Below are 23632 nucleotides of genomic sequence, written 5' to 3' on the forward strand. Positions count from 1 at the left end.
CAGAGGAGATTCAATGGATTACGATTACATCATCATCGGTGCGGGTTCTGCCGGCAACGTACTCGCTACCCGTCTGACGGAAGACAGCAATGTGACTGTTTTGCTGCTGGAAGCGGGCGGCCCGGATTATCGTCTGGATTTTCGCACGCAAATGCCTGCGGCGCTGGCGTTTCCGTTACAGGGACGCCGTTACAACTGGGCGTATGAAACCGACCCGGAACCGCATATGAATCACCGCCGCATGGAATGCGGGCGCGGTAAAGGTCTGGGCGGTTCGTCGCTGATTAACGGCATGTGTTACATCCGCGGTAACGCAATGGATTTCGATAACTGGGCGAAAGCACCGGGTCTGGAAGACTGGAGCTATCTGGACTGTCTGCCGTATTTCCGTAAAGCAGAAACCCGCGATATCGGCCCGAATGACTTCCACGGTGGCGAAGGGCCGGTGAGTGTGGCGACACCTAAAAACGGCAATAATCCGCTGTTTGGCGCGATGATAGAAGCCGGTGTGCAGGCGGGATATTCGCGCACGGATGATCTGAATGGTTTCAAACAGGAAGGTTTTGGCCCGATGGACAGAACCGTAACGCCAAAAGGCCGCCGTGCGAGTACGGCCCGTGGCTATCTGGATCAGGCCAAACCGCGCGCCAATCTGACTATCATAACCCACGCGCTGACCGACAGGATCCTGTTCGACGGCAAGCGTGCGGTAGGTGTCAGCTATTTCCACGGTGACGAATACAACGCCAAAACAGCGAAGGCGAAACGCGAAGTGTTGCTGTGCAGCGGCGCGATTGCCTCTCCGCAAATTCTGCAACGTTCCGGTGTGGGTGCGGCTGAACTGCTAAACCGTCTGAATATCCCGCTGGTACACGACCTGCCGGGCGTCGGCGAGAATTTGCAGGATCATCTGGAAATGTACCTGCAATACAGCTGTACGCAGCCGGTCTCTTTGTATCCGGCATTACAGATGCATAACCAGCCGGCGATTGGTGCCGAATGGCTGTTTAAAGGCACCGGCACCGGTGCCAGCAATCAGTTTGAAGCGGGCGGTTTTATCCGCAGTCGTGAAGAATTTGCCTGGCCGAATATTCAGTATCACTTCCTGCCGGTGGCGATTAATTACAACGGCAGTAACGCAGTAAAAGAGCATGGTTTCCAGGCGCATGTCGGTTCAATGCGTTCCCCAAGTCGTGGGCGCGTTCAGGTGAAATCGAAAGATCCGCGCCAGCATCCGAGCATTTTGTTTAATTACATGGCGACGGAGCAGGACTGGCAGGAATTCCGTGATGCTATCCGCATCACACGTGAAATCATGAATCAACCGGCGCTGGATCCTTATCGTGGCCGCGAGATCAGCCCGGGCGAAAATGTGCAGACTGACGAAGAGCTGGATGCCTTTATCCGTGAGCATGCGGAAACCGCGTTCCATCCGTCATGCTCGTGTAAAATGGGCACTGATGAGATGGCTGTGGTCGACGGAGAAGGGCGTGTTCACGGATTGCAGGCGCTGCGCGTGGTAGACGCTTCCATCATGCCGCAGATCATTACCGGTAATCTGAATGCGACGACGATCATGATTGCCGAAAAGATTGCCGATAAAATTCGTGGCCGTCAGCCATTACCCCGCAGTACTGCGCAGTATTACACCGCAGGCGATGCCCCGGTCCGTACCCAGCCGCTAAAAAAATCTGCCTGATCAATTAGCTGTAAAACCGGTGTTAAAAAGAGATATTCTCAGGAATATCTCTTTTTTTTTGGCTTTCAGAAAACAGGCAGGGCATTCATTGATGAGCGGATTATCATCACTTCACTGGCAGGATTACCATCACAGCGAACTGAGCGCGGCGCAGCTTTACGCCATTCTGGCACTGCGAAGCGAAGTGTTTGTGGTGGAACAAACCTGTATTTATCAGGATATCGACGGGCAGGATCTGACCGGAGAAAACCGTCATATCGTCGCCTGGCTGGAGGGAAAACCTGCCGCCTATGCACGAATTTTACGTCATGCGGAAGACGTGGCTATCGGCCGGGTGATTGTCGCGCCTTCCGCCCGTGGCCTGAAACTGGGCCATCAGCTGATGGAACAGGCACTGGCTGCCTGCCAGAAACACTGGCCGGGTGAGCGCGTCGCGATTTCCGCTCAGGCGCATTTACAGGGCTTCTACGGCAGACTGGGGTTTGTGGCGTATACCGAAATTTACGATGAAGATGGGATTCCGCATGTGGGGATGGAGTTGAGGATTTAATCTTCAACTTCAACTTCAACTTCAACTTCAACTTCAAAGTCAAAACCGTGGGTTGCCACCCACACTGGCCTTAAGGGTGGCTTATCGCCGCCACCCTTAAGAATCCCTGGCTCTTAAACTGCGCGCTGCCGCTCGCTGACTATGTTTCATCAACCACAGCGATAGCCGCAAAATCCCGCCGCTGCGCGGTTCCCTCCGTTCGGGTTACAACCCGCGCATAAAGACGCGCGGTTTTTCACCTCTCCTGCGGCGTGATTTTGGAACCGGCCTCAGGCTTCAACTTCACAACCTCACCATATTTGATTTGAAAAACCGATTGGTTTTGAATTTAAGATCCTGCGGGCGGTTTAGAAATCTTGCCGAACGGAGCGGCCTGAAGACCAAAGGCTTCAGGACCGAGTGAGGAAACCGCGCAGCGGCAAGATTTCCAGCCTGTCGCGGTGATACCTGAAACATAGCCAGCGAGCGGAGCGCGTGTTGAGAAAAGCGAGGGGAGTTCAGAGGGGAAAAGCTTTTCCCCTCTGGTCGGTTTCGGCGCGGCGGGTCAGGTGATCGCAGTACTTGAAAAACCGAAATATTCTCGATCTGTCTTTAAAAAAGCTTTAGTGCAACGCCTCACTCCCAGTACGCCGGACTGCCAAATTTCTCCACCAGAAAATCAATCACCGCGCGGACTTTGATCGAGGGGCGGCGGCTGTTCGGATACAGTGCTGATATTGTCTGCGGTTCCGGCGAGGTCGATACCTGATAACTTTCCAGCACGCTGACCAGCCGTCCGTCGCGCAGGGCATCGCCAATCAGCCAGGTGGGAAAGACCACCAGCCCCACGCCGTCGATAGCCGCCTGCGTCAGCGTTTCTGCGTTATTGCTGGTCAGTAATCCCCCCAGATGCAGCGAGTGCCATTCCTGATCCGGCTGACGGAAGTACCAGCGCTGCGAACCGGCAAATCCCTTGAACACCAGACAACTGTGACCGGCCAAATCTTCCGGCGATCCGGGCGTTCCTGCACGGGCAAGATACGCAGGGCTGGCGGCAAGACGGAAAGTCTGATGGCCGAGTGTACGCGCCTGCAGAGTGGAATCCGCCATCACGCCGATACGGATGAGCAAGTCAACGCTGTCCTGCAACGGATCGACAAAATCGTCGGTTTGCATCAGCTCAATATTCAGACGCGGATAACGGGTACTCAGCTCATGCAACCACGGCGCAAGATGTCGCTGACCGAACACTACCGGTGCATTGATGCGTACCAGTCCGCCGGGTTCACTGTCCTGTTCCTGCAAATCCAGAGCCGCCAGATCTAACTGCGCCAGCACCTGCCGCGCATGGCCGGCCAGCAGTTTGCCGGATTCAGTCGGGCTGACGGCGCGCGTATTGCGATACAGCAGTTGTGTTTGTAATGCCTGTTCCAGCTGGGAAATCACCCGCGATACGGTTGACGGCGACATCGCCTCACGCCGCGCCACTTCTGAGAAATTCCCCTGGTCGAGTACTGCGATATACAGGCGTAAAGACTGGATGTTGATCTGATTAAAACCGTTCATCTGTGCATTTTCCGCAAAACTATTTTCCTGATTGTGCTGTTTTTCGCATAGTTGTGCCACGTTATAGTTGCCGTTTCGAAAAAACTAAAAGCAGGACAATGATGAATCTGATGTTAATTCCGCTGGTCATCCTGGCGGGGATGGGGCTTTCACTGGAGGCCGGGCTGATAGGCCCGCTGGGTACTGAAGTGGGGCATTTATGGGCCACACTGAGTATTTTTGGCGTGGGTGCGGTGCTGACCGGGCTGCTGGTGCTGTTTTTCAGCCCGCGTAATGCACCGTCGTTCAGTACGCAACCGGGCTGGAAGTTATTGGGCGGCGTGCTCGGGCCGGTCTATGTGGTAGTACTGACGCTCGCGACACCGGTTATTGGTATCGGCATGACCATGATCGCGATTTTGTCAGGGCAGGTGGCGAAAAGTGTGCTGATCGACCATTACGGCTGGTTCGGTACGCCACATAAGAAAGTCGGCGGTGAGCGCCTGCTGGCACTGCTGTTTATCGTTGTAGCACTTGTTTTGATTGCCTGGGACTGAACCATGACTGAACTGATTATGATCATTCTGGCCATTGTGGCGGGGGCCGCGCTGAGTATGCAGGCGGCAGTGAACGGACAGTTAGGCGAGAAGGTGGGGGTGCTGAAAAGTGCATTCCTGACGTTCAGCGTCGGAGCTGCCATTACCGCGGTACTGGTGCTGTTTTTGCAAACACCGCAACCGGAAACCTTGCTCACCGTGCCGAAGTGGCAACTTGCGGGCGCATTATTTGGCGTGCCTTACATTATTGTGATGGTGACTGCGGTACCCCGGGTCGGGACGGCGGCGGCAACGGTCGCGGTTATTCTCGGTCAACTGTCGATGGGCATGCTTATTGATAATTTCGGCTGGCTGGATAACCCGCAGATCGCGCTGTCATGGCACCGGGTGGCGGCTATTCCCTGTCTTGTCATCGCGCTGGCACTGATTTATCGCAGCAACCGGAAAGCACAGTGATCTTCTGACCGGGAGCGGGCCCGTGCTTTACTGAAGGCGCGGGTCAAACATCATCGGTTCGCGTTCGACAGAACTCAGCAAATCCCCAAACGTCGGGTGCAGCGGATTAAGTAATACGTTGTATTCTGACGGCACAATCACTGACGGCACTTTCAGCCCGACATACTCACCTTCCTCCAGCCAGTCATCACCCTGACGTTGTGTGCTGTCAGGTGCTGATGCACTGCGCCAGTCGGCGGGCAGCTCTGAAACTTCAAGCGTATCAAGCCATTCCTCCGGTACTTCAATACTCAGTAAAGTATAGGCGCGCATCAGCATACTGTTTTGCACATGCACCAGAATTTCCAGAATCGCCAGCGAGATGCTGGTGGTGACATAGACTACCGGTCTGCCCGGCGGATTCCAGCGGCCGCCATAAAGTTGCGCACCGGCTCCCGACCAGGCTGTGGCCAGATGACGGGTCTGCACGATACGAAACAGCTTCAACTGAAAACACCGTGCTGGAGACGACCAATCAGACGGCTGACTTCTACCGCGCCAGCTTCAGAAGACAGCAGTTCCAGCGGACGTGAACCATCGAGTGCCGGAGCAGGGCGGGTGAACCATTCGAGCGCCGAGACACGATCACCTTCGAACAAATCAGTGGCGGCATCCACGATGCGAACCAGCCGTGCCACCCGTTCACTCTCTTCACTTTTCAGCAAGCCGTTCCCGGCTTTACGCCGCGCATAGTTGCGTTCATTAATGCCCATGATTTCCAGTAACACCATTTTTGGCCATCCCAGCTCAGTATTAAGACGGCTGATACTATCAACCGGAAACCCTTTTTGTATGGCATTTATCAAACTGATTCCGCTGCTTGCGGGCAGGCCCGCAGATTGCCAAAGCGGCGTTGCAGAATCTTGCACAGAGCCGGAAGACAGCCCGGTAATTTTTGAATTCATGATGTATACCTCCATACCGTTATTTGTCGTAATTATAGCATGACAAATAACGGTATGGTCATTTTATCAACAGTGATTTTCTGCATCAGACCGTAGAAATAAAATTATGCTGAAACATTATTGTGATCGATATCACATTGGAGATGTATCGGAATGAAACAGAAATTGACAAACCTTGACCAAATCTATTTATTAGCTAAGAAAAGTCGACTCTTGTAGGAAGTAACTGGAAATTGCAGGTTTTTTGCACTATGTGCAGCAATCGGTTGCGGATCACAGTTTTAGGGTTTGTTTTATGCAACGCCTGAAGGTGGCAAGGCGTTGTTCCACCCCCCGCTTCTGGTAAAAATATGAAAAATACAATTATTGCAGCAGGCGCTTTGATGGCTTTGTCCTACAGCGCGACCGTGCTCGCTGATGATAGCAAGGGCGAATTTGTTTCTGACTGGTGGCACCAGAGTGTCAACGTTGTAGGTAGCGCCGATACCCGTTTCGGGCCTACGCTGCGTAACGATGTTTACCTTGAATATGAAGCGTTTGCACACAAAGACTGGTTTGATTTCTACGGCTATATCGATATTCCTAAAACCTTCGGCGCCGGTAACGGCAATGATACCGGTATCTGGGATAAAAACGGTTCTCCGCTGTTTATGGAAATTGAACCTCGTTTTTCTATCGATAAACTGACCGGTACTGATCTGAGTTTCGGTCCGTTCAAAGAATGGTACTTCGCCAACAACTATATCTACGATATGGGGCCGGACAGCGATAACCGTCAGAATACCTGGTACATGGGTCTGGGCACCGACATCGACACCGGTCTGCCGATGAGCCTGTCCCTGAACGTGTATGCGAAATATCAGTGGGAAAACTACGGCGCGGCGAATGAAAACAGCTGGGACGGTTACCGTTTCAAAGTGAAATACTTCGTTCCTCTGACGCAATTATGGGGCGGCAACCTGAGCTATATCGGGTTCACCAACTTTGACTGGGGTTCCTCACTGGGCGATGACGATTTCCGTGATCTGAACGGCAATAAAGCGCGTTCTAACAACTCTATCGCCTCCAGCCATATCCTGTCGCTGAACTACACACATTGGCATTACTCGTTCGTGGCGCGTTACTTCCATAACGGCGGCCAGTGGGCTGACGGCGCTGAGCTGAACTTCGGTAACGGTAACTTCGATGTGAAGTCCACCGGCTGGGGTTACTACGGTGTAATCGGCTACAACTTCTGATTTCAACCGTTGTTCTGGAAAACCCGGCTTATGTCGGGTTTTTGCTTTTGTTGCTTTCTGAAAAGTCCCCTGTCAGGCATTTTTTTAGCTATTGAATGAAAAATGACCACAACTACAGGCGATCCTGACGCGCCGTTGTGGCATAATGCGCGCCAAATCACATTTCCCAATTAAGAGCGAGCGTTGTGCTAAGTACTTACAACATCACCATGCAATTCGGCAGCAAGCCGTTATTTGAAAACATTAACGTGAAATTTGGCGGCGGTAACCGTTATGGCCTGATTGGCGCGAACGGTTGTGGCAAGTCCACTTTCATGAAGATCCTCGGTGGCGACTTAGTGCCTTCTGGCGGTAATGTCGTGCTGGACCCGAACGAGCGTCTGGGTAAATTGCGCCAGGATCAGTTCGCCTTCGAACAGTTCAGCGTGCTGGACACCGTTATCATGGGCCACACTGAATTGTGGGAAGTGAAGGAAGAGCGCGACCGTATTTACGCAATGGCGGAAATGAGTGAAGAAGACGGCTACAAAGTGGCTGATCTGGAAGTCGCTTACGGTGAAATGGACGGCTACAGCGCAGAATCCCGTGCGGGTGAATTGTTGCTGGGTGTGGGCATTCCTGTCGAACAACATTATGGCCCGATGAGCGAAATCGCACCGGGCTTTAAACTGCGTGTTTTGCTGGCGCAGGCGCTGTTCTCCGACCCGGAAATCCTGCTGCTCGACGAACCGACGAACAACCTGGACATCGATACCATTCGCTGGCTGGAGCAGGTGCTGAACGAACGTAACAGCACCATGATCATCATTTCGCATGACCGTCACTTCCTGAACATGGTGTGTACGCACATGGCGGATCTGGATTACGGCGAACTGCGTGTTTATCCGGGCAACTACGATGAATACATGACGGCGGCAACGCAGGCCCGTGAACTTCTCAGTGCCAATAACGCCAAGAAGAAAGCGCAGATTGCAGAACTGCAATCGTTTGTCAGCCGCTTCAGCGCGAACGCCTCAAAATCTAAACAGGCGACTTCCCGTGCCCGTCAGATTGATAAAATTCAGCTTGATGAAATCAAAGCATCCAGCCGTCAGAACCCTTACATGCGTTTTGAACAGGACAAGAAATTGTTCCGTAATGCGCTGGAAGTGGAAAAAATCACCAAAGGTTTTGACAACGGTCCGCTGTTTAAAAATCTCGGCCTGATGCTGGAAGTGGGCGAAAAAGTCGCGATTCTGGGTGCCAACGGCATCGGTAAATCCACCCTGCTGAAAACGCTGGTCGGTGAGCATGAGCCGGAAAGTGGTTCAGTAAAATGGTCTGAAAATGCCAAGATCGGCTATTACGCGCAGGATCACGAATATGAATTCGACGAAACCCTGAACGTCTTCGACTGGATGAGCCAGTGGAAATCCGAGAAAGACGACGAGCAGGCCGTACGCGGTGTGTTAGGCCGTCTGCTGTTTGGTCAGGACGATATCAAGAAGAAAGTGAAAGTGCTTTCCGGTGGTGAAAAAGGTCGTATGTTATTCGGGAAACTGATGATGCAACGCCCTAACATTCTGATTATGGATGAACCAACCAACCACCTTGATATGGAATCCATCGAGTCGCTGAACATGGCACTGGAAATGTACGAAGGCACGCTAATCTTCGTTTCTCATGACCGTGAATTCGTCAGCTCTCTGGCAACCCGTATTCTGGAAATGACCCCGACGCGTGTGATCGACTTCTCCGGTAATTATGAAGACTACCTGCGTAGTCAGGGCATCAATAGTTAATTCGCTGCATCCTTCGCGTTGTCTCGGCGTTGGCTGCGTTACTCGGCCCATCCATGGGCCTCGTTCCTGAAGGAGCCGCTGCAAGCAGCGTTCCAATCTGCTCCCGGCAGATTGGTCACTCACCCCGATCACTTACCGATGTAAGCTCCCGGGGATTCGTGCAGTTGCCGCCTTGATACAACGCGAATGATTTTGCGAATTGTTTTGGGTGTCATAAAAAATAGAAAACCGCCGATAAAGGCGGTTTTTTTGTGTCTGAATTTACTGATTCAAAAACCCCCACACACTTCGCAATGCGGGTCTTTCATCAGTTTCATTTCGCGGAACTGCAACGTCATGGCGTCATACATCAGCAGTTTGCCGCGCGGCGTTTCGCCGAATTTCGTCAGCAGTTTGATGGTTTCCATCGCCTGTAAACTGCCGATGGTGCCGACCAGAGGGGACATAACCCCGGCTTCCACGCAGGTCAGCGCATTTTCACCGAATAACCGGCTCAGGCATTGATAACAAGGTTCATGTGGCTGATAAGTAAATACACTGAGCTGGCCTTCCATGCGGATGGCAGCGCCGGAAACCAGCGGTTTTTTTTGCGCGAAACATTCACCGTTCAGCTGATTCCGGGTGGTGACGTTGTCGGTGCAGTCGACCACCACGTCACAGGCAGCAATCACCTCACGCAGCCTGTCGTCGCTGGCCTGTGCATTAATCTGATGGATAACGATATGCGGATTGATTGCCGCCAGCGCTATAGCGGCAGATTCTACTTTCGATATACCGATCCGGGCATCAGTATGCAGCGTCTGGCGTTGCAGGTTTGACAGCGAGACGGTGTCATAATCCAGCAATGTTAACGTGCCGGTACCTGCGGCAGCCAGATACTGAGCGGCGGCGCAGCCTAAACCGCCCAGACCAACAATCAGTGCGTGGCTGGATTTCAGCTGTTCCTGACCGTCGAAATCAAACCCTTTCAGTACGATCTGGCGGTTATAACGCAGGGTTTCGGCGTCCGTCAGTTCCGGCAATTGAGACATGTTCAGCTCCGCAGCAGGGCGTTAAACGGTTCGATTTCAACGGATTCGCCCGCTGCTACGTTGCCGCGCCCGCGTTCAAGCACGATAAAACAGTTGGCCTGACTGAATGAACTGAATACATGCGACCCCTGATGGCCGGTGGTAAGTACTTCCAGTTGCCCCCCGGCGCTGGTGCTGAATATACCGCGCTGAAAATCGAGACGTCCGGGGGATTTTTTCAGTGGCGTCACCGCTATTGCCTTCAGACGTGGCGGGAACTTCCAGGCCGTATGGCCGGATAACTGCGCAATAAAGGGCTGAACCAGTTGATAAAACGTCAGTGCGGCCGACACCGGATTCCCCGGCAAACCGCAGAACCAGCTGTTTTTCAGTTTGCCGAAAGCAAAAGGTTTGCCCGGTTTCATGGCAAGTTTCCAGAAACCGATTTCACCCAGTTCATCCAGAATTTGCCTGGTGTAATCGGCTTCACCGACCGACACGCCGCCGCTGGAAATCACCAGATCCGCAAAAGCATTGGCTTCTTCAAAAGCTTTACGCAGCGCCTGCGGATTGTCGCGAATAATACCTAAATCCAGCACGGTGCAGCCCAGTTGTTCCAGCATCAGGCGTACAGCGAAACGGTTGGTATCGTAAATCTGCCCCTCCTGCAAAGGCGTCCCCACCGGCTGCAGTTCATCGCCAGTCGAAAATACGGCGACTTTCAGCGGCTTCCAGACATTCACATCGGTGACGCCCAGAGAAGCCAGCAGTGGCAATTCTGCCGCACCCAGCCGGACACCGGCAGGTAGCACGCTGTCGCCCCGTTTTATGTCATCACCGGTCAGACGGATATTCTGGCCCCGGGTGATTTCAGCCGTGAAACGTACACCGGCATCCGAAACGTCGGTCTGCTCCTGCATGATCACGGCGTCAGCGCCCGCAGGCACCGGCGCACCGGTCATGATACGGATACAACTTCCGGCTGGCCATTCGCCATGAAAAGGCGCACCCGCAAAGGCTTTGCCCGCGACCGGGAAAACCGCACCATCCTGTAAATCTGCGCAGCGCACGGCATAGCCGTCCATGGCTGAGTTATCAAAAGGTGGGACGAAAACCGGCGAAAGCACCGGGGTGGCGGTAATGCGGCCAGCCGCGCCGGCGAGCGGGAGGGATTCGGCATCCTGAATTATTTTAGGCGATACACAGGCACGCATTTTATCCAGCGCTTCGTCGAGCGAGATCAGACCGGCAGTATTGAATTCCATGAAAAATCCTCAGTAATTCGTCCCGGTTGTGCAGATAATTTCACCAGAGCCGGGCAGGGAAATGAAGCATACGCACAGTATGACAGAGAAACGCAGCGAACCAAAAATCGCTAAGGGCGTAAAAATTCGACGGAGATTCCTGAATAATTGAGATCGATCCCAAAATTAACAATGTAACGCGGGTATGATAGTTACCGTTATTTGTGATTCAAGTCACACAACTGTCATATAAACAGGAATAACCGGTGCTTAAAAAAAATCGCCATCAGGCCATCCTTCAGTTGGTTGAACAACATGAAGTACTACAGGTAAGCGAACTGGCACAATCGCTGGATGTAAGTCTCGAAACGATCAGACGCGATCTGAGTGAAATGCAGGACAAAGGATTGATTTTACGTCGCCACGGACGCGCGCGTCGTCTGGCCGCTCAGCCTGAAACATCCTGGCTAAACAGTTTGCAACGTTGCCCGCAGCTATAAACGCAGCAACGAAGAGGGAAAAGGAAGGCTTTTAAGCCTTCCTTTTTTTATATGCACGATACCGCGTTCAGCGTGCAGGCTGTTGTTCCAGGGCTTCCGCTTTGCTGTTTACTGCGGCGAAAATCAGCGCCAGCAGCAGGAAAACGTAAGCCACAGTCGCGCTATTGAGCGCCCAGAACAGACCGTACCGGCTGTATACCAGCGACGAGAGTGTGGAAAAAATTAGCGTGCCAAGGGTGCCGAGGGTAAGCAAGGCAGAGGTCAGCGTCGGCGGAGAATTACTGACTTGCAAGCTGCCATAACTCATGATGCCCGAGAACAGCCCCGAATTGCAGAAACCGAACAAACCGGCACAAACAAGGATCAACATCGGGTCCGCGCTGTTAGCGGCAACCGCCAGGCACATCAGTCCGACAAACGCGGAAAGCAGCAGATAAGTGCGCAGCTTAACGAAGCGGACAGTGAACTGATTCACAAACAGGCCGATGGATTTCACCGTCCAGTACGTCGTGATATAAAATGCGGCCCGATCCGCCGCCATGCCGAAATGCGCTTTCAGCCAGCTCGGCAGCCACATGGTAAAAATCGGCTCGGCCAGCAGGAAGGCAAACAGTGCAAAACACAGCACCCAGACCGACATCCCCCAGCGCGTCACCTCAGTTTCAGTTGCCATCGTGGTTTGTGCGGCCTGCGGAATCGACGGGAATGTCTGCCCGACGCACAGCACAATCATCGCCAGACTCAGCACCGCCATTACGCCATACATCGCCAGCCAGCTTGCGCCATGCTGGAACAGATAGCCCAGCAGCAGCGACAGCACCACGCCCGCCAGAGCGAAAAAGAAATCGGTGAGGATTAAATTCGCCGAGCGTTTTTTCGGATCTTCATTAATACGTACCACCAGATAACTGCCGATGGACATCATGATCCCCGACGACGCGCCAATCAGGAACACGCCGATGCCAAACATCGTGATGGTGGGCATCAGGAAAAGCGCAATGCAGGCCAGCACGGAAACGGCTGAACCGGTGATCAGCTGTTTGCCCGGATTGAATTTACGCATCAGCACGCCGCTGACCATGATCGGCAGGAACAGACCGATATTCATCAGCGTAAACATCTGGCCGATAAATCCCGGATCTTTGCCAAAGGCCTGCGAAACGGGGCCGATAACAATCCCGAGTGTGGAGACCAGCGCGCCGGTAAAGAAATAGCTTAGCCAGGAAATCATATTGATCCGCTGGCGGTTGAATGCCTGTTCCATAGCCGCTCCTTATTTTACGCTGGCTGAAAGATGGGCGAAAAAGGCGCGGATCAGTCGCGTGAAATCTCCGACGGCCAGCCTGGCGCAACGTAAGGTTTGTTCGTGGGAAAGCGGTGTATCAGAAAGCCCTTCGGCGAAATTGGTCATGGCGGAAATCGCCAGCACCTTCAGCCCGCAGTGACGGGCAGAAATCACTTCCGGCACGATGGACATGCCCACTACGTCGCACCCTAAAATTTGCATCATGCGGATTTCCGCCGGGGTTTCGAAATTCGGGCCGGTATAGGCCGCGAATACGCCTTCTGCGACCTCAATGTTCAGCCCTGCGGCAACGGTGTGAAGTTGTGCGCGGAGATCTTTGTCGTAGGCATTGGCGAGACTGAAAAAGCGCGGACCAAAACGCTCGTCATTCGGGCCTGTCAGCGGCGATTCGGGCATGAAACTGACATGGTCGGTCAGCGCAACTAACCGACCCGGCGCGACGCTTTTACGCATCGACCCGGCGGCGTTGGTGGCCAGCATAAATTCGCAGCCGAGCAGTTTAAAAGTGCGCACCGCACAGGTCATCACTGACATACCGTGCCCTTCGTACAGATGGCCGCGACCCTTCATGCACATCACCGGCACATTTTCCAGATAACCCAGTACCAGTTCACCGGCATGACCGGCGACACTGCTTTGCGGAAATCCCGGCAGTTCGTTGTAGGGAATGGTCACTGCGTCGCTCATGTCGTCGCACAACGTACCGAGGCCGGAGCCTAAAATCAGTGCGGCCTGCGGAATAAAATCAGGGGCGCGCTGGCGAATAATCGCGGCGCAGTCAAAAGCATGGTTATTGAGCATGATCACTTCTCTCATTTTTCACAGTAGGGGGAGGATGCGGGCAATGCTAGTGTGAGCAGCGTTTACGGTCTAATACCGTTCTTTATGCGGATTTATAGACAAAATCTATAAATGTAACTCATTAAATTTAAGAGAGAAATTATGTTGCGGAGTCCGGCATGACACGTCCGTTTACCGATTCGGTGTTTGATCTCGGCCAGATCAATCTCCGGTTATTGCACTATTTTCGCGTGGTGGCCGAAGAACTGAGTTTCAGTAAGGCGGCGGTACGGCTGAATATGTCGCAACCGCCGCTGAGCCTTCACATTAAAGAGCTGGAACATCTGCTGGGTACGCCGTTATTTCTGCGTACCACGCGATCTGTTTCGCTGACGCCGGCGGGCGCGGCGCTGATGCGTGAGGCCGGGCTGATGCTCGACGGTATCAACCGATCGTTACATCGGGTACGTAAAATCGGGCGCGGGGAGGTCGGGCATATTCAGCTGGGGACCGTCGGTACCGCAGTCTGGGGCCCGCTGATGCCTGCCCTTAACCGCTTTGGAAAAAATGCACCGGAAATAAGCTGGACGATGACCGAACTGACCCCGGTGCAGCAAATCGATGCCTTACAATTGCAGCGGATCGATATTGGCATCTGGCGTGAGGCTAAACTGACGCTGCCACAGGGGCTGAAAAGCCGGCTGATGGGACGGGAAAACGTCGCGCTGGCGATTTCAGAACACCACCGGCTGGCGACAAAAAACAGCGTGGTGCTGAGTGAGCTGGCGCATGAGGATTTCATTGTGATGCCGATGAGTGCTTCAAGTCTTGGCAGTTATTTGTATTCGATGTGCCGGCAATACGGCTTCTTACCGCAGGTGAAACATCAGGTAAACGAACCGCAAACTGCGCTGGCACTGGTGGCCAACGGGAATGGCATTACACTTTTACCGGAAAGCTACGCGCGCATTCACTGGCCGGGCGTGCGTTTTTGTGCGCTCAGCGAACGGCTGCCTGCAGATTTGTATGCCATTTATCAGGCGGATTCGGTGACGCCGGCGGCAACACGTTTTCTGGATTCACTGGGCGAGGTGAATTGAGAAAGCAGGGCCGGAGCCCTGCTGCGGGGAGAGTTTAGTGCGCGGTGACTTCGTGGTTAATTTTCTCTGCCTTGCTCTTCAGGCTGGCAAGCACCACCATCAGCACCAGCAACGCGTAAGAAACGGTCGCAATATTCAGCGCCCAGAACAAGCCGTACTCGTTGTAGATGAAAGAAGAGAAGGACGCGAAAATCAGCGTGCCGACGGAGCTGGTGGTCAGCAGTGCGGATGTCAGCGTAGGTGGGGAGTTTTTCACCTGCAAGCTGCCGTAGCTCATCAGGCCGGAGAACAGACCGGAGTTACAGAAACCGAACAGACCCACGGCGAAGAGCACCAGTACCGGTGAATTGCTGGTGGTCAGCGCCGCCAGGCTTGCCATACCGACAATCACGGAAACCAGCAGGAAAGTACGCAGTTTGACGAAACGCACGGTGAACTGATTCAGGAACAGGCCAATCGCTTTCACCATCCAGTAAGTGGTGATGTAAATCGCAGCACGGTCCGTTTCCATACTGAAATGCTCATGCAACCAGCTTGGCATCCACAATGTGAAGACCAGTTCGGTAAAGACAAAAGCAAACAGTGCGATACACAGGAAGAAGACCGCAATGCCCCACGGCTCTTTCGCCACGTTGTGCGTCGATTCATTTTTTACCGGTTGCGGTACATGCGGGAATTTCTGACCTGCGCACAGCAAAATCATCAGCAGGCTGAGTGCACCCATGATGCCGTACATTGCCAGCCAGCTTGCGCCGTGTTTGAACAGGAAGCCCAGCACCAGTGACAACGTCATACCGGAAAGCGCGAAGAAGAAGTCGGTGAAGATTAAGTTTGCGGAACGTTTTTTCGGGTCGTCATTAATACGGACGACCAGATAGCTGCCGATAGACATCATCAGGCCCGCCGTGGCACCGATCAGGAATACGCCCACGCCAAACAGGGTAATCGACGGCACAATAAATAGCGCGATACAGACCAGTACCGAAATGAAAGAGCCGGTCATCAGTTGTTTGCCCAGATCAAACTTACGCATCAGGATGCCGCTGATCATAATTGGCAGGAACAGGCCGATGTTCATTAAAGAAAACATCTGACCGATAAAGCCCGGATCTTTGTTAAATGCAGTGGCCACCGGCCCGATAACAATGCCCAGAGTGGAAACCAGTCCACCGGTAAAGAAATAGCTGAGCCACGAGATCACATTAATCCGACGGCGGTTATAAACAGTTTCCATAAACTGATTTCCTAAAAAGAGAAAATAAAAAAAAGCTGCAGGAAGTTTATCCGGAGAGGCATTTATCCGCAGTTAAGACGTTTATTATTGCTGTTCTTTGGTCATTTGTCCCGCGGGTATATTCAATTGCAGCATTTGTTTTTCTTAAACAATCTAAGCAATTAGCGACCTTTTGATGGCGCGACATTTCTGCTTTACATACTGTTGCGGGCTAAATATAGTCAAAAACAGCTCAACATTTTCCTCTACATAAATACAACATCGAAAGGTGCAGCGCTAATGAGTTTTTCTACTGATAATTCAGCGGCTTCCGTTTCGGACAAGAAGCGGCCGGTTATTGCGATCCACGGTGGTGCAGGGGCGATTACCCGCGCGGCGATGAGCGCTGAAAAAGAACGACTTTATTTAGCCGAACTGGAGAGAATAGTCGCCAGCGGACAGGCTATTCTGGCCTCCGGCGGCAGTGCACTGGATGCGGTCACCGAAGCGGTGCGTTTGCTTGAAGAGTGCCCGTTATTTAATGCCGGAAAAGGGGCGGTTTTTACCCATCAGGGCACGCATGAGTTAGACGCCTGCATTATGGATGGCCGTACGCTCGATGCCGGTGCCATCAGTTGTGTGAACCATATTCGCAATCCTGTTCTCACCGCCCGTAAGGTGCTGGAAGTCAGTCCGCATGTGATGTTTACCGGCGCGGGCGCGGAAGCCTTTGCCCGCGAACACGGCCAGGAAATGGTCGGACCGGACTACTTTTTCACGCAGGAACGTTATGATCAGTTGCAACGTGCCATCGCGGCAGATAACGGCGTGATGCTTGATCACGATGGCGCGTCGCTCAGTGCCCCCGTGTCTGATGATCCGCTGGATCCTGAACATAAATTTGGCACCGTGGGTGCCGTGGCGATGGATGCGCTGGGTAATCTGGCGGCGGCGACATCAACCGGCGGTATGACCAACAAACAGGCCGGGCGCGTCGGCGATTCACCGGTTATTGGCGCGGGCTGTTACGCCAATAACAATACGGTAGCGATTTCCAGCACCGGTACCGGCGAAGTGTTTATGCGCACGGTGGCAGCCTACGATGTGGCGGCGCTGATCGAATATGCCGGTCTTTCTCTGGAAGAAGCCACACATAAGGTGGTGCAGGAAAAACTGCTTTCTCTGGGCGGAAGCGGTGGAATGATTGCCGTGGATAAATTTGGCAACGTGGTGCTACCTTTTAACAGCGAAGGCATGTACCGCGGCTTCGCCCGTGTGGGTGACGCTCCCTGCGTCAGTATTTACCGGTCATGAACAGCCCGATGAACAGTTCGCTTATTCTGCCACCCGATCACGTGGTTGCCGTCAGCCAGCTCAGCGTGCAGTTTGCTCATGAAGGGCAGGTCACTCAGGCGGTCAGTAATCTCAGTTTTCAGGTAAAGCGCGGTGAAACGCTGGCGATTGTTGGCGAATCGGGTTCCGGAAAATCCGTGACCTCGCTGGCGCTGATGCGGCTGGTGGAGCAGGGCGGCGGAAAGATTTTACAGGGTCAAATGCAGTTTCGTCGTCGTAACGGTGAGGTAGTTGATTTGATCAACGCCACGCAGCCTGCCATGCGTAATCTGCGTGGTGCGGATATGGCGATGATTTTTCAGGAGCCGATGACGTCGCTCAATCCGGTCTTTCCGGTGGGCGAACAAATTGCCGAATCGATCCGCTTGCACCAGAACAAAGATCACCGCGCCGCCCGTGCGGAAGCGCTGCGGATGCTTGATCTGGTGCGCATTCCTGAAGCCCGGAATATTCTCGACAGTTATCCGCATCAGCTTTCCGGCGGCATGCGCCAGCGGGTGATGATTGCGATGGCGCTCTCCTGTAAGCCTGCGTTACTGATTGCCGATGAACCGACGACGGCGCTGGATGTCACCATTCAGGCACAAATTCTGCAACTGATCCGTGTGCTGCAAAAAGAGATGCAGATGGGGGTGATTTTTATCACGCATGACATGGGAGTAGTGGCCGAAATTGCGGACCGTGTGCTGGTAATGCATCAGGGCAACAGTGTCGAAACGGGGGAAGTAAACGCTATATTCCGTTCACCGCAGGCGCCTTACACTCAGACATTGCTGGCGGCGGTGCCCAAACTCGGCTCGATGGCGGGTAAAGCGCTGCCCGCACGCTTTCCCGCGCCTGAACAGCCGGAAAGTGATCCGGCGCTGATACAAAATACCCTCACACCAGGCGCGCCTCCTATATTGCAGGTGCGCGATCTGGTGACGCGTTTTGACCTGCGCAGCGGTGTTTTCAATCGCGTAACCCGACGGGTTCATGCCGTGGAAAAAGTCAGTTTTGATTTGCATCCCGGTGAAACGCTGGCGCTGGTGGGGGAATCAGGCTGTGGTAAATCCACTACCGGCCGTTCGCTGTTAAAACTGGTGAAAAGCCAGGGCGGTACTATCACCTTTAAGGGCCAGACGCTGACCGATATCGGGGGCAGTGAACTGCAACATCTGCGCCGTGATATTCAGTTTATTTTTCAGGACCCTTACGCCTCGCTCGATCCGCGCCTGACGGTAGGTTATTCCATTATGGAGCCGCTGCTGGTTCACAACCTGGCAAAAGGCGAAGAAGCCGAAGCCCGCGTGGCATGGTTACTGGAAAAAGTCGGGCTGTTGCCGGAACACGCGCAGCGTTATCCTCACGAATTTTCCGGCGGTCAGCGGCAGCGAATTTGCATTGCACGCGCGTTAGCGCTTAATCCAAAAGTGGTGATTGCCGATGAATCGGTTTCGGCGCTGGATGTGTCTGTCCGTGCGCAAATCATCAATCTGCTGATGGATTTGCAGAAAGAGTTTGGTCTGGCATTTTTGTTTATTTCACACGATATGGCCGTTGTTGAGCGCATCAGCCACCGTGTGGCGGTGATGTATCTCGGACAGATCGTGGAAATCGGCTCCCGCCGTGCGGTATTTGAAACGCCACAACATGCCTATACCCGCAAACTCATGGCGGCGGTGCCGGTCGCCGATCCGGCGCACAAACGAAAAGATCAGGCGCTGCTGGTTGATGAAATCCCAAGTCCGGTTCGCGGGCTGCACGATGAGCCGGTGGTGATGCCATTGGTAAAGGTGGGCGAAGGCCATTTTGTCGCCAGGCACAGTATTGCGGGTATTTACTGATTTTTCTGGCGGCTTATTTGAGCCGTCAATTCTTCGCAAGATAAACGGGTAAGACAGGAAAAGGAACTGACATGAATCAGCAGAAATCTAAAGGTAAGAACGTTGTCCGTCAGGCCGTGCTCGCTGCCGCTGTTTTTGGTTCGCTGGCGTCGGCTTCTGCATGGGCGGCAAAAGACGTGGTCATCGCCGTAGGTTCTAACTTCACCTCGCTCGATCCGTATGACGCCAACGACACCTTGTCGCAGGCTGTCGCCAAATCCTTCTATCAGGGCCTGTTTGGCTTTGATAAAAATATGAAACTGGAAAACGTCCTGGCGGACAGTTACACCGTCAGTAAAGACGGTCTGGTTTACACCATCAAGCTGCATCCGGGCATCAAGTTCCAGGACGGCACCGACTTCAATGCGGCGGCGGTAAAGGTTAACTTTGACCGCGCCAGTAATCCGGACAGTCACCTTAAACGCTATAACCTGTTCAAGAATATCGCCAGCACCGAAGCCGTTGATGACAACACGGTGAAAATCACCCTGAAAGAGCCGTTCTCAGCCTTTATTAATATTCTGGCACACCCGTCTGCGGTGATTATTTCCCCGGCGGCGCTGACCAAATACGGCAAAGACATCGGTTTCCATCCGGTTGGCACCGGCCCGTATACGCTTGAACAATGGAATCAGACTGACTTTGTGAAAGTGAAGAAGTTTGACGGGTACTGGAAAAAAGGCGAGCCGAAACTCGACACCATTACCTGGCGTCCTGTGGTAGATAACAATACCCGGGCGGCAATGTTGCAAACCGGCGAGGCTGACCTGGCGTTCCCGGTGCCTTACGAACAGGCGGCCTTGCTGGAGAAAAACGCTAAACTGGATCTGGTGACCGCGCCGTCGATTCTGCATCGTTACATCAGTTTCAATGTCACGCAAAAGCCGTTCGACAATGTGAAAGTGCGTGAGGCGATTAACTACGCGATTAACAAACAGGCGCTGATCAAAGTTGCATTTGCCGGTTACGCCGTGCCGTCTGAAGGGCCGCTGCCGCAGGGCATCGAATACGCGGCGAAATTTAAACCGTGGCCGTATGATCCGGCAAAAGCGAAAGCGTTATTGAAAGAAGCCGGTTATCCGGACGGTTTTACCACCACGTTGTGGTCTTCACATAACAACAGTACCGCGCAAAAAGTGTTGCAGTTTACCCAACAGCAACTGGCGCAGGTGGGTATTAAAGTGACAGTCACCGCAATGGATGCCGCGCAGCGTGCGGCGCAGGTTGAGAACGTCGGACAAAAAGAGGCGGGCATCCGTATGTTCTACACCGGCTGGTCTGCCTCTACCGGTGAAGCAGACTGGGCACTGTCTCCGCTGTTTTCCACCCAGGCCGCGCCACCGAAGCAGTTCAATACTGCCTTCTACAGCAACGCACAGGTGGATAAAGATTTGTCCGATGCGCTGAAAACGACCGACAAAGCCGAGAAAGCCAAACTGTACGCTGATGCCCAGAAACAAATCTGGACCGATGCGCCGTGGGCATTCCTGGTCACTGAACGTCTGGTTTCAGCCAAAAATAAACGTCTGACCGGTTTCTATGTGATGCCGGATACGGCTTTCAGCTTTGACGATGCAGATGTGAAATAATACGCGGTGAAGCCTTCAGGGCGCGTCATGTAACAGCATGGACGCCCTGAAATCGTGTGTTCCGGGGCCGGAACATAGATGTCTACCGTGAAATCACAGACAGCCAATCATGCTTAATTATTTTTTAAAACGATTACTCGGACTGATACCCACGCTGCTGATTGTGGCCGTGCTGGTCTTTTTGTTTGTGCATCTGTTGCCGGGCGATCCGGCGCGGCTGATGGCTGGCCAGGATGCTGATGCCAGCGTGGTTGCGCTGGTGCGTCAGGATTTAGGGCTGGATAAGCCGCTTTATCAGCAATTTTTCACTTTCTTCGGCAATGCGCTGACCGGTGATTTCGGCCACTCGATGGTTTCAAAACGCCCGGTCATTGAAGAAATCAGTTCGCGCTTTATGCCGACGTTTTGGCTGACGCTGACCAGTATGGTGTGGTCAGTGGTTTTCGGTCTGGTGATTGGCGTGGTCTCCGCCGTGTGGCGTAACCGCTGGCCGGACAGACTGGGCATGGCGCTCGCCGTCTCAGGTATTTCCTTCCCGGCTTTCGCGCTGGGCATGTTGCTGATGCAAATTTTTTCCGTTGAACTGGGCTGGCTGCCGACGGTCGGTGCCGACAGCTGGCGGCACTATATTCTCCCTTCTGTTACGCTCGGTGCAGCGGTGGCGGCGATCATGGCCCGCTTTACCCGCGCGTCCTTTGTCGACGTTATGCAGGAAGATTATATGCGTACCGCGCGCGCCAAGGGCGTGCACGAAGCGGTGGTGGTGGTCAAACATGGCTTGCGCAACGCGATGATCCCGGTTGTGACGATGATGGGGTTGCAATTTGGCTTCCTGCTCGGCGGGTCGATTGTGGTTGAAAAAGTGTTCAACTGGCCGGGGTTAGGGCGGTTGCTGGTTGATTCGGTCGAGATGCGGGATTATCCGGTGATACAGGCAGAAGTGCTGCTGTTTTCGCTGGAGTTCATCCTGATCAATCTGCTGGTAGACATGCTGTACGCCGTCATTAACCCTTCCATCCGATACAAGTGAGTAAGCGCATGAAAAACTGGCGGCGAAATGCCGTACTCGCGAGTTTACCGGTCATCACGCCGGAAACTGCGCAATTACAGGCGGGAAGGACACCGTGGAAAGCGTTCTGGCGTCGTTTTCGCCGGCAGCATATTGCGATGATTGCGGGGGCTTTTATCCTGCTGCTGATCGCGGCGGCCATTCTTGCGCCGTGGCTGGTGCCGTTTGATGCGGAAAATTACTTTGATTATGACCGTCTGAACGACGGGCCATCGCTGGTCCACTGGCTGGGCGTGGATTCTCTCGGGCGTGACATTTTCAGCCGCATCCTGATGGGCACGCGGATTTCACTCGCCGCAGGCGTACTTTCTGTGGTGCTCGGCGCGGCAATTGGTACGGTGTTCGGCTTGCTGGCGGGATATTACGAAGGCTGGTGGGATCGCATTACCATGCGCGTCTGTGACGTCCTGTTTGCTTTTCCCGGGATTTTACTGGCGATCGCCGTCGTTGCGGTAATGGGCAACGGTATGTCGAACGTGATTATCGCTGTGGCGATTTTCAGCATTCCTGCCTTCGCACGTCTGGTTCGCGGCAATACGCTGGTGCTGAAACAGCAAACTTATATTGAATCGGCGCGCAGCATCGGCGCATCCGACGCCACGATTTTGTTCCGCCACATTCTGCCGGGCACGTTATCGTCCATAGTGGTGTATTTCACCATGCGTATCGGTACGTCGATCATCACCGCCGCCAGCCTGTCGTTTCTGGGTATGGGCGCACAGCCCCCGACGCCGGAGTGGGGCGCGATGCTCAACGAAGCCCGCGCCGACATGGTCATGGCTCCCCATGTGGCCATATTCCCCAGTCTGGCCATATTCCTGACCGTACTGGCGTTTAATTTGCTGGGTGACGGATTACGGGATGCACTGGATCCAAAATTGAAGAATTGATTTTTGCTCCCTTCCCTGCGAAGGGGAGGGAGCAAGGCGAAACACTGCCCTATCAGCAGGGAGAGGAGCCGGTTGCTTCTATTTTTAGGATCCTGCACTCATGCCTTCGGGTGCAAAAACTCCGCATGGAATCTCAGGTGATCTTCCACAAACGAGGCGATGGTGAAGTAGCTGTGATCGTAGCCCGGCTGAACCCGCAGTTGTAACGGCCAGCCGCGCTGACGCGCTATCTCTGCCAGTTTTGCCGGTTGAAGCTGATCCGCCAGAAACTGGTCGCTGTCGCCCTGATCGACCAGAATCGGGAACGGCTTTTGATCCGCTGGCAATGCACTCAGCAGGTGACAACTGTCGTATTTCAGCCACTGGCTTTCATCATCGCCCAGATACGCACTGAACGCTTTACGCCCCCACGGTACCTGAGCCGGATTGACGATCGGCGCAAACGCTGATGCCGAACAGAAACGTTGCGGATTACGCAATGCCAGCATCAGCGCACCGTGGCCGCCCATTGAGTGACCGAAAATTGACTGACGCTCGCTGATTTTGAAATGGTCGCGGATCAGCGCAGGCAGTTCATCAAGCAGATAATCGTACATCCGGTAATGGGCAGCCCAGGGTGCCTGAGTCGCGTTCAGGTAAAAACCGGCGCCCTGACCCAGATCATAACCGTCATCGTTGGCAACACCCTCACCGCGCGGACTGGTATCAGGCATCACCAGAATGATGCCGAGTTCAGCTGCGACGCGCTGCGCCCCGGCTTTTGTCGTGAAGTTTTCATCATTACAGGTCAGGCCCGACAGCCAGTACAGGACGGGCGGCGGCGCGTCATCGGGTGACGGAGGCAGATAAACGCTGAACGTCATGCTGCAATTCAGGCTCTCAGAGGTATGGCGGTAGCGCTGCTGCCAGCCGCCAAACATCCGGTGTTCTTCGAGTAGTTCAACCGAGCTGCTCATTGACACAT

At 53.7% G+C, this 23632-nt stretch carries 22 protein-coding genes; 13 read left to right on the plus strand and 9 right to left on the minus strand.

Translation table 11 applies throughout. From position 1 onward, the window contains the following. Positions 1-13: 13 nt before the first annotated feature. Both betA and ETV65_RS08330 read left to right on the plus strand, forming a co-directional pair. Entirely contained in the window at positions 14-1699 is a 1686-nt protein-coding gene (betA, locus tag ETV65_RS08325; protein ID WP_129952427.1) for a choline dehydrogenase, read from the plus strand. 91 nt (positions 1700-1790) lie between these two features. Beyond that, entirely contained in the window at positions 1791-2249 is a 459-nt protein-coding gene (locus ETV65_RS08330; protein ID WP_129952428.1) for a GNAT family N-acetyltransferase, read from the plus strand. A 615-nt stretch (positions 2250-2864) separates the two neighbouring features. Here the strand turns inward: ETV65_RS08330 and ETV65_RS08335 are convergent. Continuing rightward, positions 2865-3794, minus strand: coding sequence for a LysR family transcriptional regulator (locus ETV65_RS08335; protein ID WP_129952781.1), 930 nt, complete (start codon positions 3792-3794; stop codon positions 2865-2867). 101 nt (positions 3795-3895) lie between these two features. On the opposite strand from ETV65_RS08335, the gene ETV65_RS08340 reads away from it, so the two are divergent. Beyond that, positions 3896-4330, plus strand: coding sequence for a DMT family transporter (locus tag ETV65_RS08340; protein WP_129952429.1), 435 nt, complete (start codon positions 3896-3898; stop codon positions 4328-4330). Between the two features lie 3 nt (positions 4331-4333). Next, entirely contained in the window at positions 4334-4786 is a 453-nt protein-coding gene (locus ETV65_RS08345) for a DMT family transporter (RefSeq protein WP_129952430.1), read from the plus strand. A gap of 27 nt (positions 4787-4813) precedes the next feature. On the opposite strand, the gene ETV65_RS08350 is transcribed toward ETV65_RS08345, so the two are convergent. Both ETV65_RS08350 and ETV65_RS08355 read right to left on the minus strand, forming a co-directional pair. Continuing rightward, positions 4814-5272, minus strand: coding sequence for an RES family NAD+ phosphorylase (locus tag ETV65_RS08350; protein WP_129952431.1), 459 nt, complete (start codon positions 5270-5272; stop codon positions 4814-4816). Further along, positions 5269-5730, minus strand: a complete 462-nt coding sequence (locus tag ETV65_RS08355) for an antitoxin Xre/MbcA/ParS toxin-binding domain-containing protein (RefSeq protein WP_129952432.1) — start codon at positions 5728-5730, stop codon at positions 5269-5271. The genes ETV65_RS08350 and ETV65_RS08355 overlap by 4 nt, the downstream gene beginning before the upstream one ends. A gap of 350 nt (positions 5731-6080) precedes the next feature. On the opposite strand from ETV65_RS08355, the gene ETV65_RS08360 reads away from it, so the two are divergent. Both ETV65_RS08360 and ETV65_RS08365 read left to right on the plus strand, forming a co-directional pair. Beyond that, positions 6081-6968, plus strand: a complete 888-nt coding sequence (locus tag ETV65_RS08360) for a nucleoside-specific channel-forming protein Tsx (protein WP_129952433.1) — start codon at positions 6081-6083, stop codon at positions 6966-6968. Between the two features lie 185 nt (positions 6969-7153). After that, positions 7154-8749 carry an ABC-F family ATPase gene (locus tag ETV65_RS08365; protein WP_129952434.1) on the plus strand — a complete coding sequence of 532 codons (1596 nt, stop codon included), beginning with the start codon at positions 7154-7156 and terminating at the stop codon, positions 8747-8749. Between the two features lie 269 nt (positions 8750-9018). Here ETV65_RS08365 and moeB read toward each other — a convergent pair whose 3' ends face one another. Together moeB and moeA are read right to left on the minus strand one after the other, a co-directional pair. Continuing rightward, on the minus strand, positions 9019-9780 hold the full coding sequence (moeB, locus tag ETV65_RS08370) for a molybdopterin-synthase adenylyltransferase MoeB (RefSeq protein ID WP_129952435.1): 762 nt from the start codon (positions 9778-9780) through the stop codon (positions 9019-9021). A gap of 2 nt (positions 9781-9782) precedes the next feature. Then, positions 9783-11024 (minus strand): molybdopterin molybdotransferase MoeA, encoded by a 1242-nt coding sequence (moeA, locus tag ETV65_RS08375; protein WP_129952436.1) that lies wholly within the window; start codon positions 11022-11024, stop codon positions 9783-9785. Positions 11025-11269: 245 nt separating this feature from the next. Between moeA and ETV65_RS08380 the strand changes: the two genes are divergently transcribed. Next, on the plus strand, positions 11270-11503 hold the full coding sequence (locus tag ETV65_RS08380; protein ID WP_013574728.1) for a DeoR family transcriptional regulator: 234 nt from the start codon (positions 11270-11272) through the stop codon (positions 11501-11503). A gap of 67 nt (positions 11504-11570) precedes the next feature. Here the strand turns inward: ETV65_RS08380 and tsgA (ETV65_RS08385) are convergent, their stop codons facing one another. Both tsgA (ETV65_RS08385) and xapA read right to left on the minus strand, forming a co-directional pair. Next, on the minus strand, positions 11571-12767 hold the full coding sequence (tsgA, locus tag ETV65_RS08385) for an MFS transporter TsgA (protein WP_129952437.1): 1197 nt from the start codon (positions 12765-12767) through the stop codon (positions 11571-11573). A gap of 9 nt (positions 12768-12776) precedes the next feature. Beyond that, positions 12777-13610, minus strand: coding sequence for a xanthosine phosphorylase (gene xapA / locus ETV65_RS08390; RefSeq protein ID WP_129952438.1), 834 nt, complete (start codon positions 13608-13610; stop codon positions 12777-12779). A gap of 158 nt (positions 13611-13768) precedes the next feature. On the opposite strand from xapA, the gene ETV65_RS08395 reads away from it, so the two are divergent. Then, on the plus strand, positions 13769-14689 hold the full coding sequence (locus ETV65_RS08395; protein ID WP_129952439.1) for a LysR family transcriptional regulator: 921 nt from the start codon (positions 13769-13771) through the stop codon (positions 14687-14689). Positions 14690-14723: 34 nt separating this feature from the next. On the opposite strand, the gene tsgA (ETV65_RS08400) is transcribed toward ETV65_RS08395, so the two are convergent. Continuing rightward, entirely contained in the window at positions 14724-15923 is a 1200-nt protein-coding gene (gene tsgA, locus ETV65_RS08400; RefSeq protein ID WP_129952440.1) for an MFS transporter TsgA, read from the minus strand. Positions 15924-16202: 279 nt separating this feature from the next. Between tsgA (ETV65_RS08400) and ETV65_RS08405 the strand changes: the two genes are divergently transcribed. From ETV65_RS08405 to gsiD, 5 genes are all read left to right on the plus strand, one after another. After that, positions 16203-17216, plus strand: a complete 1014-nt coding sequence (locus ETV65_RS08405) for an isoaspartyl peptidase/L-asparaginase (protein WP_129952441.1) — start codon at positions 16203-16205, stop codon at positions 17214-17216. Beyond that, positions 17213-19081 (plus strand): dipeptide ABC transporter ATP-binding protein, encoded by a 1869-nt coding sequence (locus tag ETV65_RS08410; RefSeq protein ID WP_129952442.1) that lies wholly within the window; start codon positions 17213-17215, stop codon positions 19079-19081. The genes ETV65_RS08405 and ETV65_RS08410 overlap by 4 nt, the downstream gene beginning before the upstream one ends. 71 nt (positions 19082-19152) lie before the next feature. Then, a complete protein-coding gene (gene gsiB / locus ETV65_RS08415; RefSeq protein WP_129952443.1) occupies positions 19153-20709 on the plus strand; it encodes a glutathione ABC transporter substrate-binding protein GsiB in 1557 nt (518 codons plus the stop codon). Between the two features lie 109 nt (positions 20710-20818). Further along, entirely contained in the window at positions 20819-21739 is a 921-nt protein-coding gene (gsiC, locus tag ETV65_RS08420; RefSeq protein ID WP_129952444.1) for a glutathione ABC transporter permease GsiC, read from the plus strand. A gap of 8 nt (positions 21740-21747) precedes the next feature. Continuing rightward, on the plus strand, positions 21748-22668 hold the full coding sequence (gene gsiD, locus ETV65_RS08425) for a glutathione ABC transporter permease GsiD (RefSeq protein WP_129952445.1): 921 nt from the start codon (positions 21748-21750) through the stop codon (positions 22666-22668). Positions 22669-22766: 98 nt separating this feature from the next. On the opposite strand, the gene fghA is transcribed toward gsiD, so the two are convergent. Then, a complete protein-coding gene (gene fghA / locus ETV65_RS08430; protein WP_129952446.1) occupies positions 22767-23624 on the minus strand; it encodes an S-formylglutathione hydrolase in 858 nt (285 codons plus the stop codon). Positions 23625-23632: the final 8 nt, after the last annotated feature.

This window comes from Rahnella sp. RFA10(1/100), from assembly GCF_004195115.1.
Classification (GTDB): Bacteria; Pseudomonadota; Gammaproteobacteria; order Enterobacterales; family Enterobacteriaceae; genus Rahnella; species Rahnella perminowiae.

Coding starts and splice junctions, on each gene's coding strand:
- tsgA (WP_129952440.1), bottom strand. CDS start 15,923: ATGGAAACTGTTTATAACCGCCGTCGGATTAATGTGATCTCGTGGCTC.
- ETV65_RS08340 (WP_129952429.1), top strand. CDS start 3,896: ATGAATCTGATGTTAATTCCGCTGGTCATCCTGGCGGGGATGGGGCTT.
- gsiC (WP_129952444.1), top strand. CDS start 20,819: ATGCTTAATTATTTTTTAAAACGATTACTCGGACTGATACCCACGCTG.
- ETV65_RS08395 (WP_129952439.1), top strand. CDS start 13,769: ATGACACGTCCGTTTACCGATTCGGTGTTTGATCTCGGCCAGATCAAT.
- ETV65_RS08405 (WP_129952441.1), top strand. CDS start 16,203: ATGAGTTTTTCTACTGATAATTCAGCGGCTTCCGTTTCGGACAAGAAG.
- gsiB (WP_129952443.1), top strand. CDS start 19,153: ATGAATCAGCAGAAATCTAAAGGTAAGAACGTTGTCCGTCAGGCCGTG.
- ETV65_RS08330 (WP_129952428.1), top strand. CDS start 1,791: ATGAGCGGATTATCATCACTTCACTGGCAGGATTACCATCACAGCGAA.
- fghA (WP_129952446.1), bottom strand. CDS start 23,624: ATGAGCAGCTCGGTTGAACTACTCGAAGAACACCGGATGTTTGGCGGC.
- ETV65_RS08360 (WP_129952433.1), top strand. CDS start 6,081: ATGAAAAATACAATTATTGCAGCAGGCGCTTTGATGGCTTTGTCCTAC.
- ETV65_RS08355 (WP_129952432.1), bottom strand. CDS start 5,730: ATGAATTCAAAAATTACCGGGCTGTCTTCCGGCTCTGTGCAAGATTCT.
- tsgA (WP_129952437.1), bottom strand. CDS start 12,767: ATGGAACAGGCATTCAACCGCCAGCGGATCAATATGATTTCCTGGCTA.
- ETV65_RS08410 (WP_129952442.1), top strand. CDS start 17,213: ATGAACAGCCCGATGAACAGTTCGCTTATTCTGCCACCCGATCACGTG.
- betA (WP_129952427.1), top strand. CDS start 14: ATGGATTACGATTACATCATCATCGGTGCGGGTTCTGCCGGCAACGTA.
- ETV65_RS08345 (WP_129952430.1), top strand. CDS start 4,334: ATGACTGAACTGATTATGATCATTCTGGCCATTGTGGCGGGGGCCGCG.
- moeA (WP_129952436.1), bottom strand. CDS start 11,024: ATGGAATTCAATACTGCCGGTCTGATCTCGCTCGACGAAGCGCTGGAT.
- xapA (WP_129952438.1), bottom strand. CDS start 13,610: ATGCTCAATAACCATGCTTTTGACTGCGCCGCGATTATTCGCCAGCGC.
- ETV65_RS08335 (WP_129952781.1), bottom strand. CDS start 3,794: ATGAACGGTTTTAATCAGATCAACATCCAGTCTTTACGCCTGTATATC.
- moeB (WP_129952435.1), bottom strand. CDS start 9,780: ATGTCTCAATTGCCGGAACTGACGGACGCCGAAACCCTGCGTTATAAC.
- gsiD (WP_129952445.1), top strand. CDS start 21,748: ATGAAAAACTGGCGGCGAAATGCCGTACTCGCGAGTTTACCGGTCATC.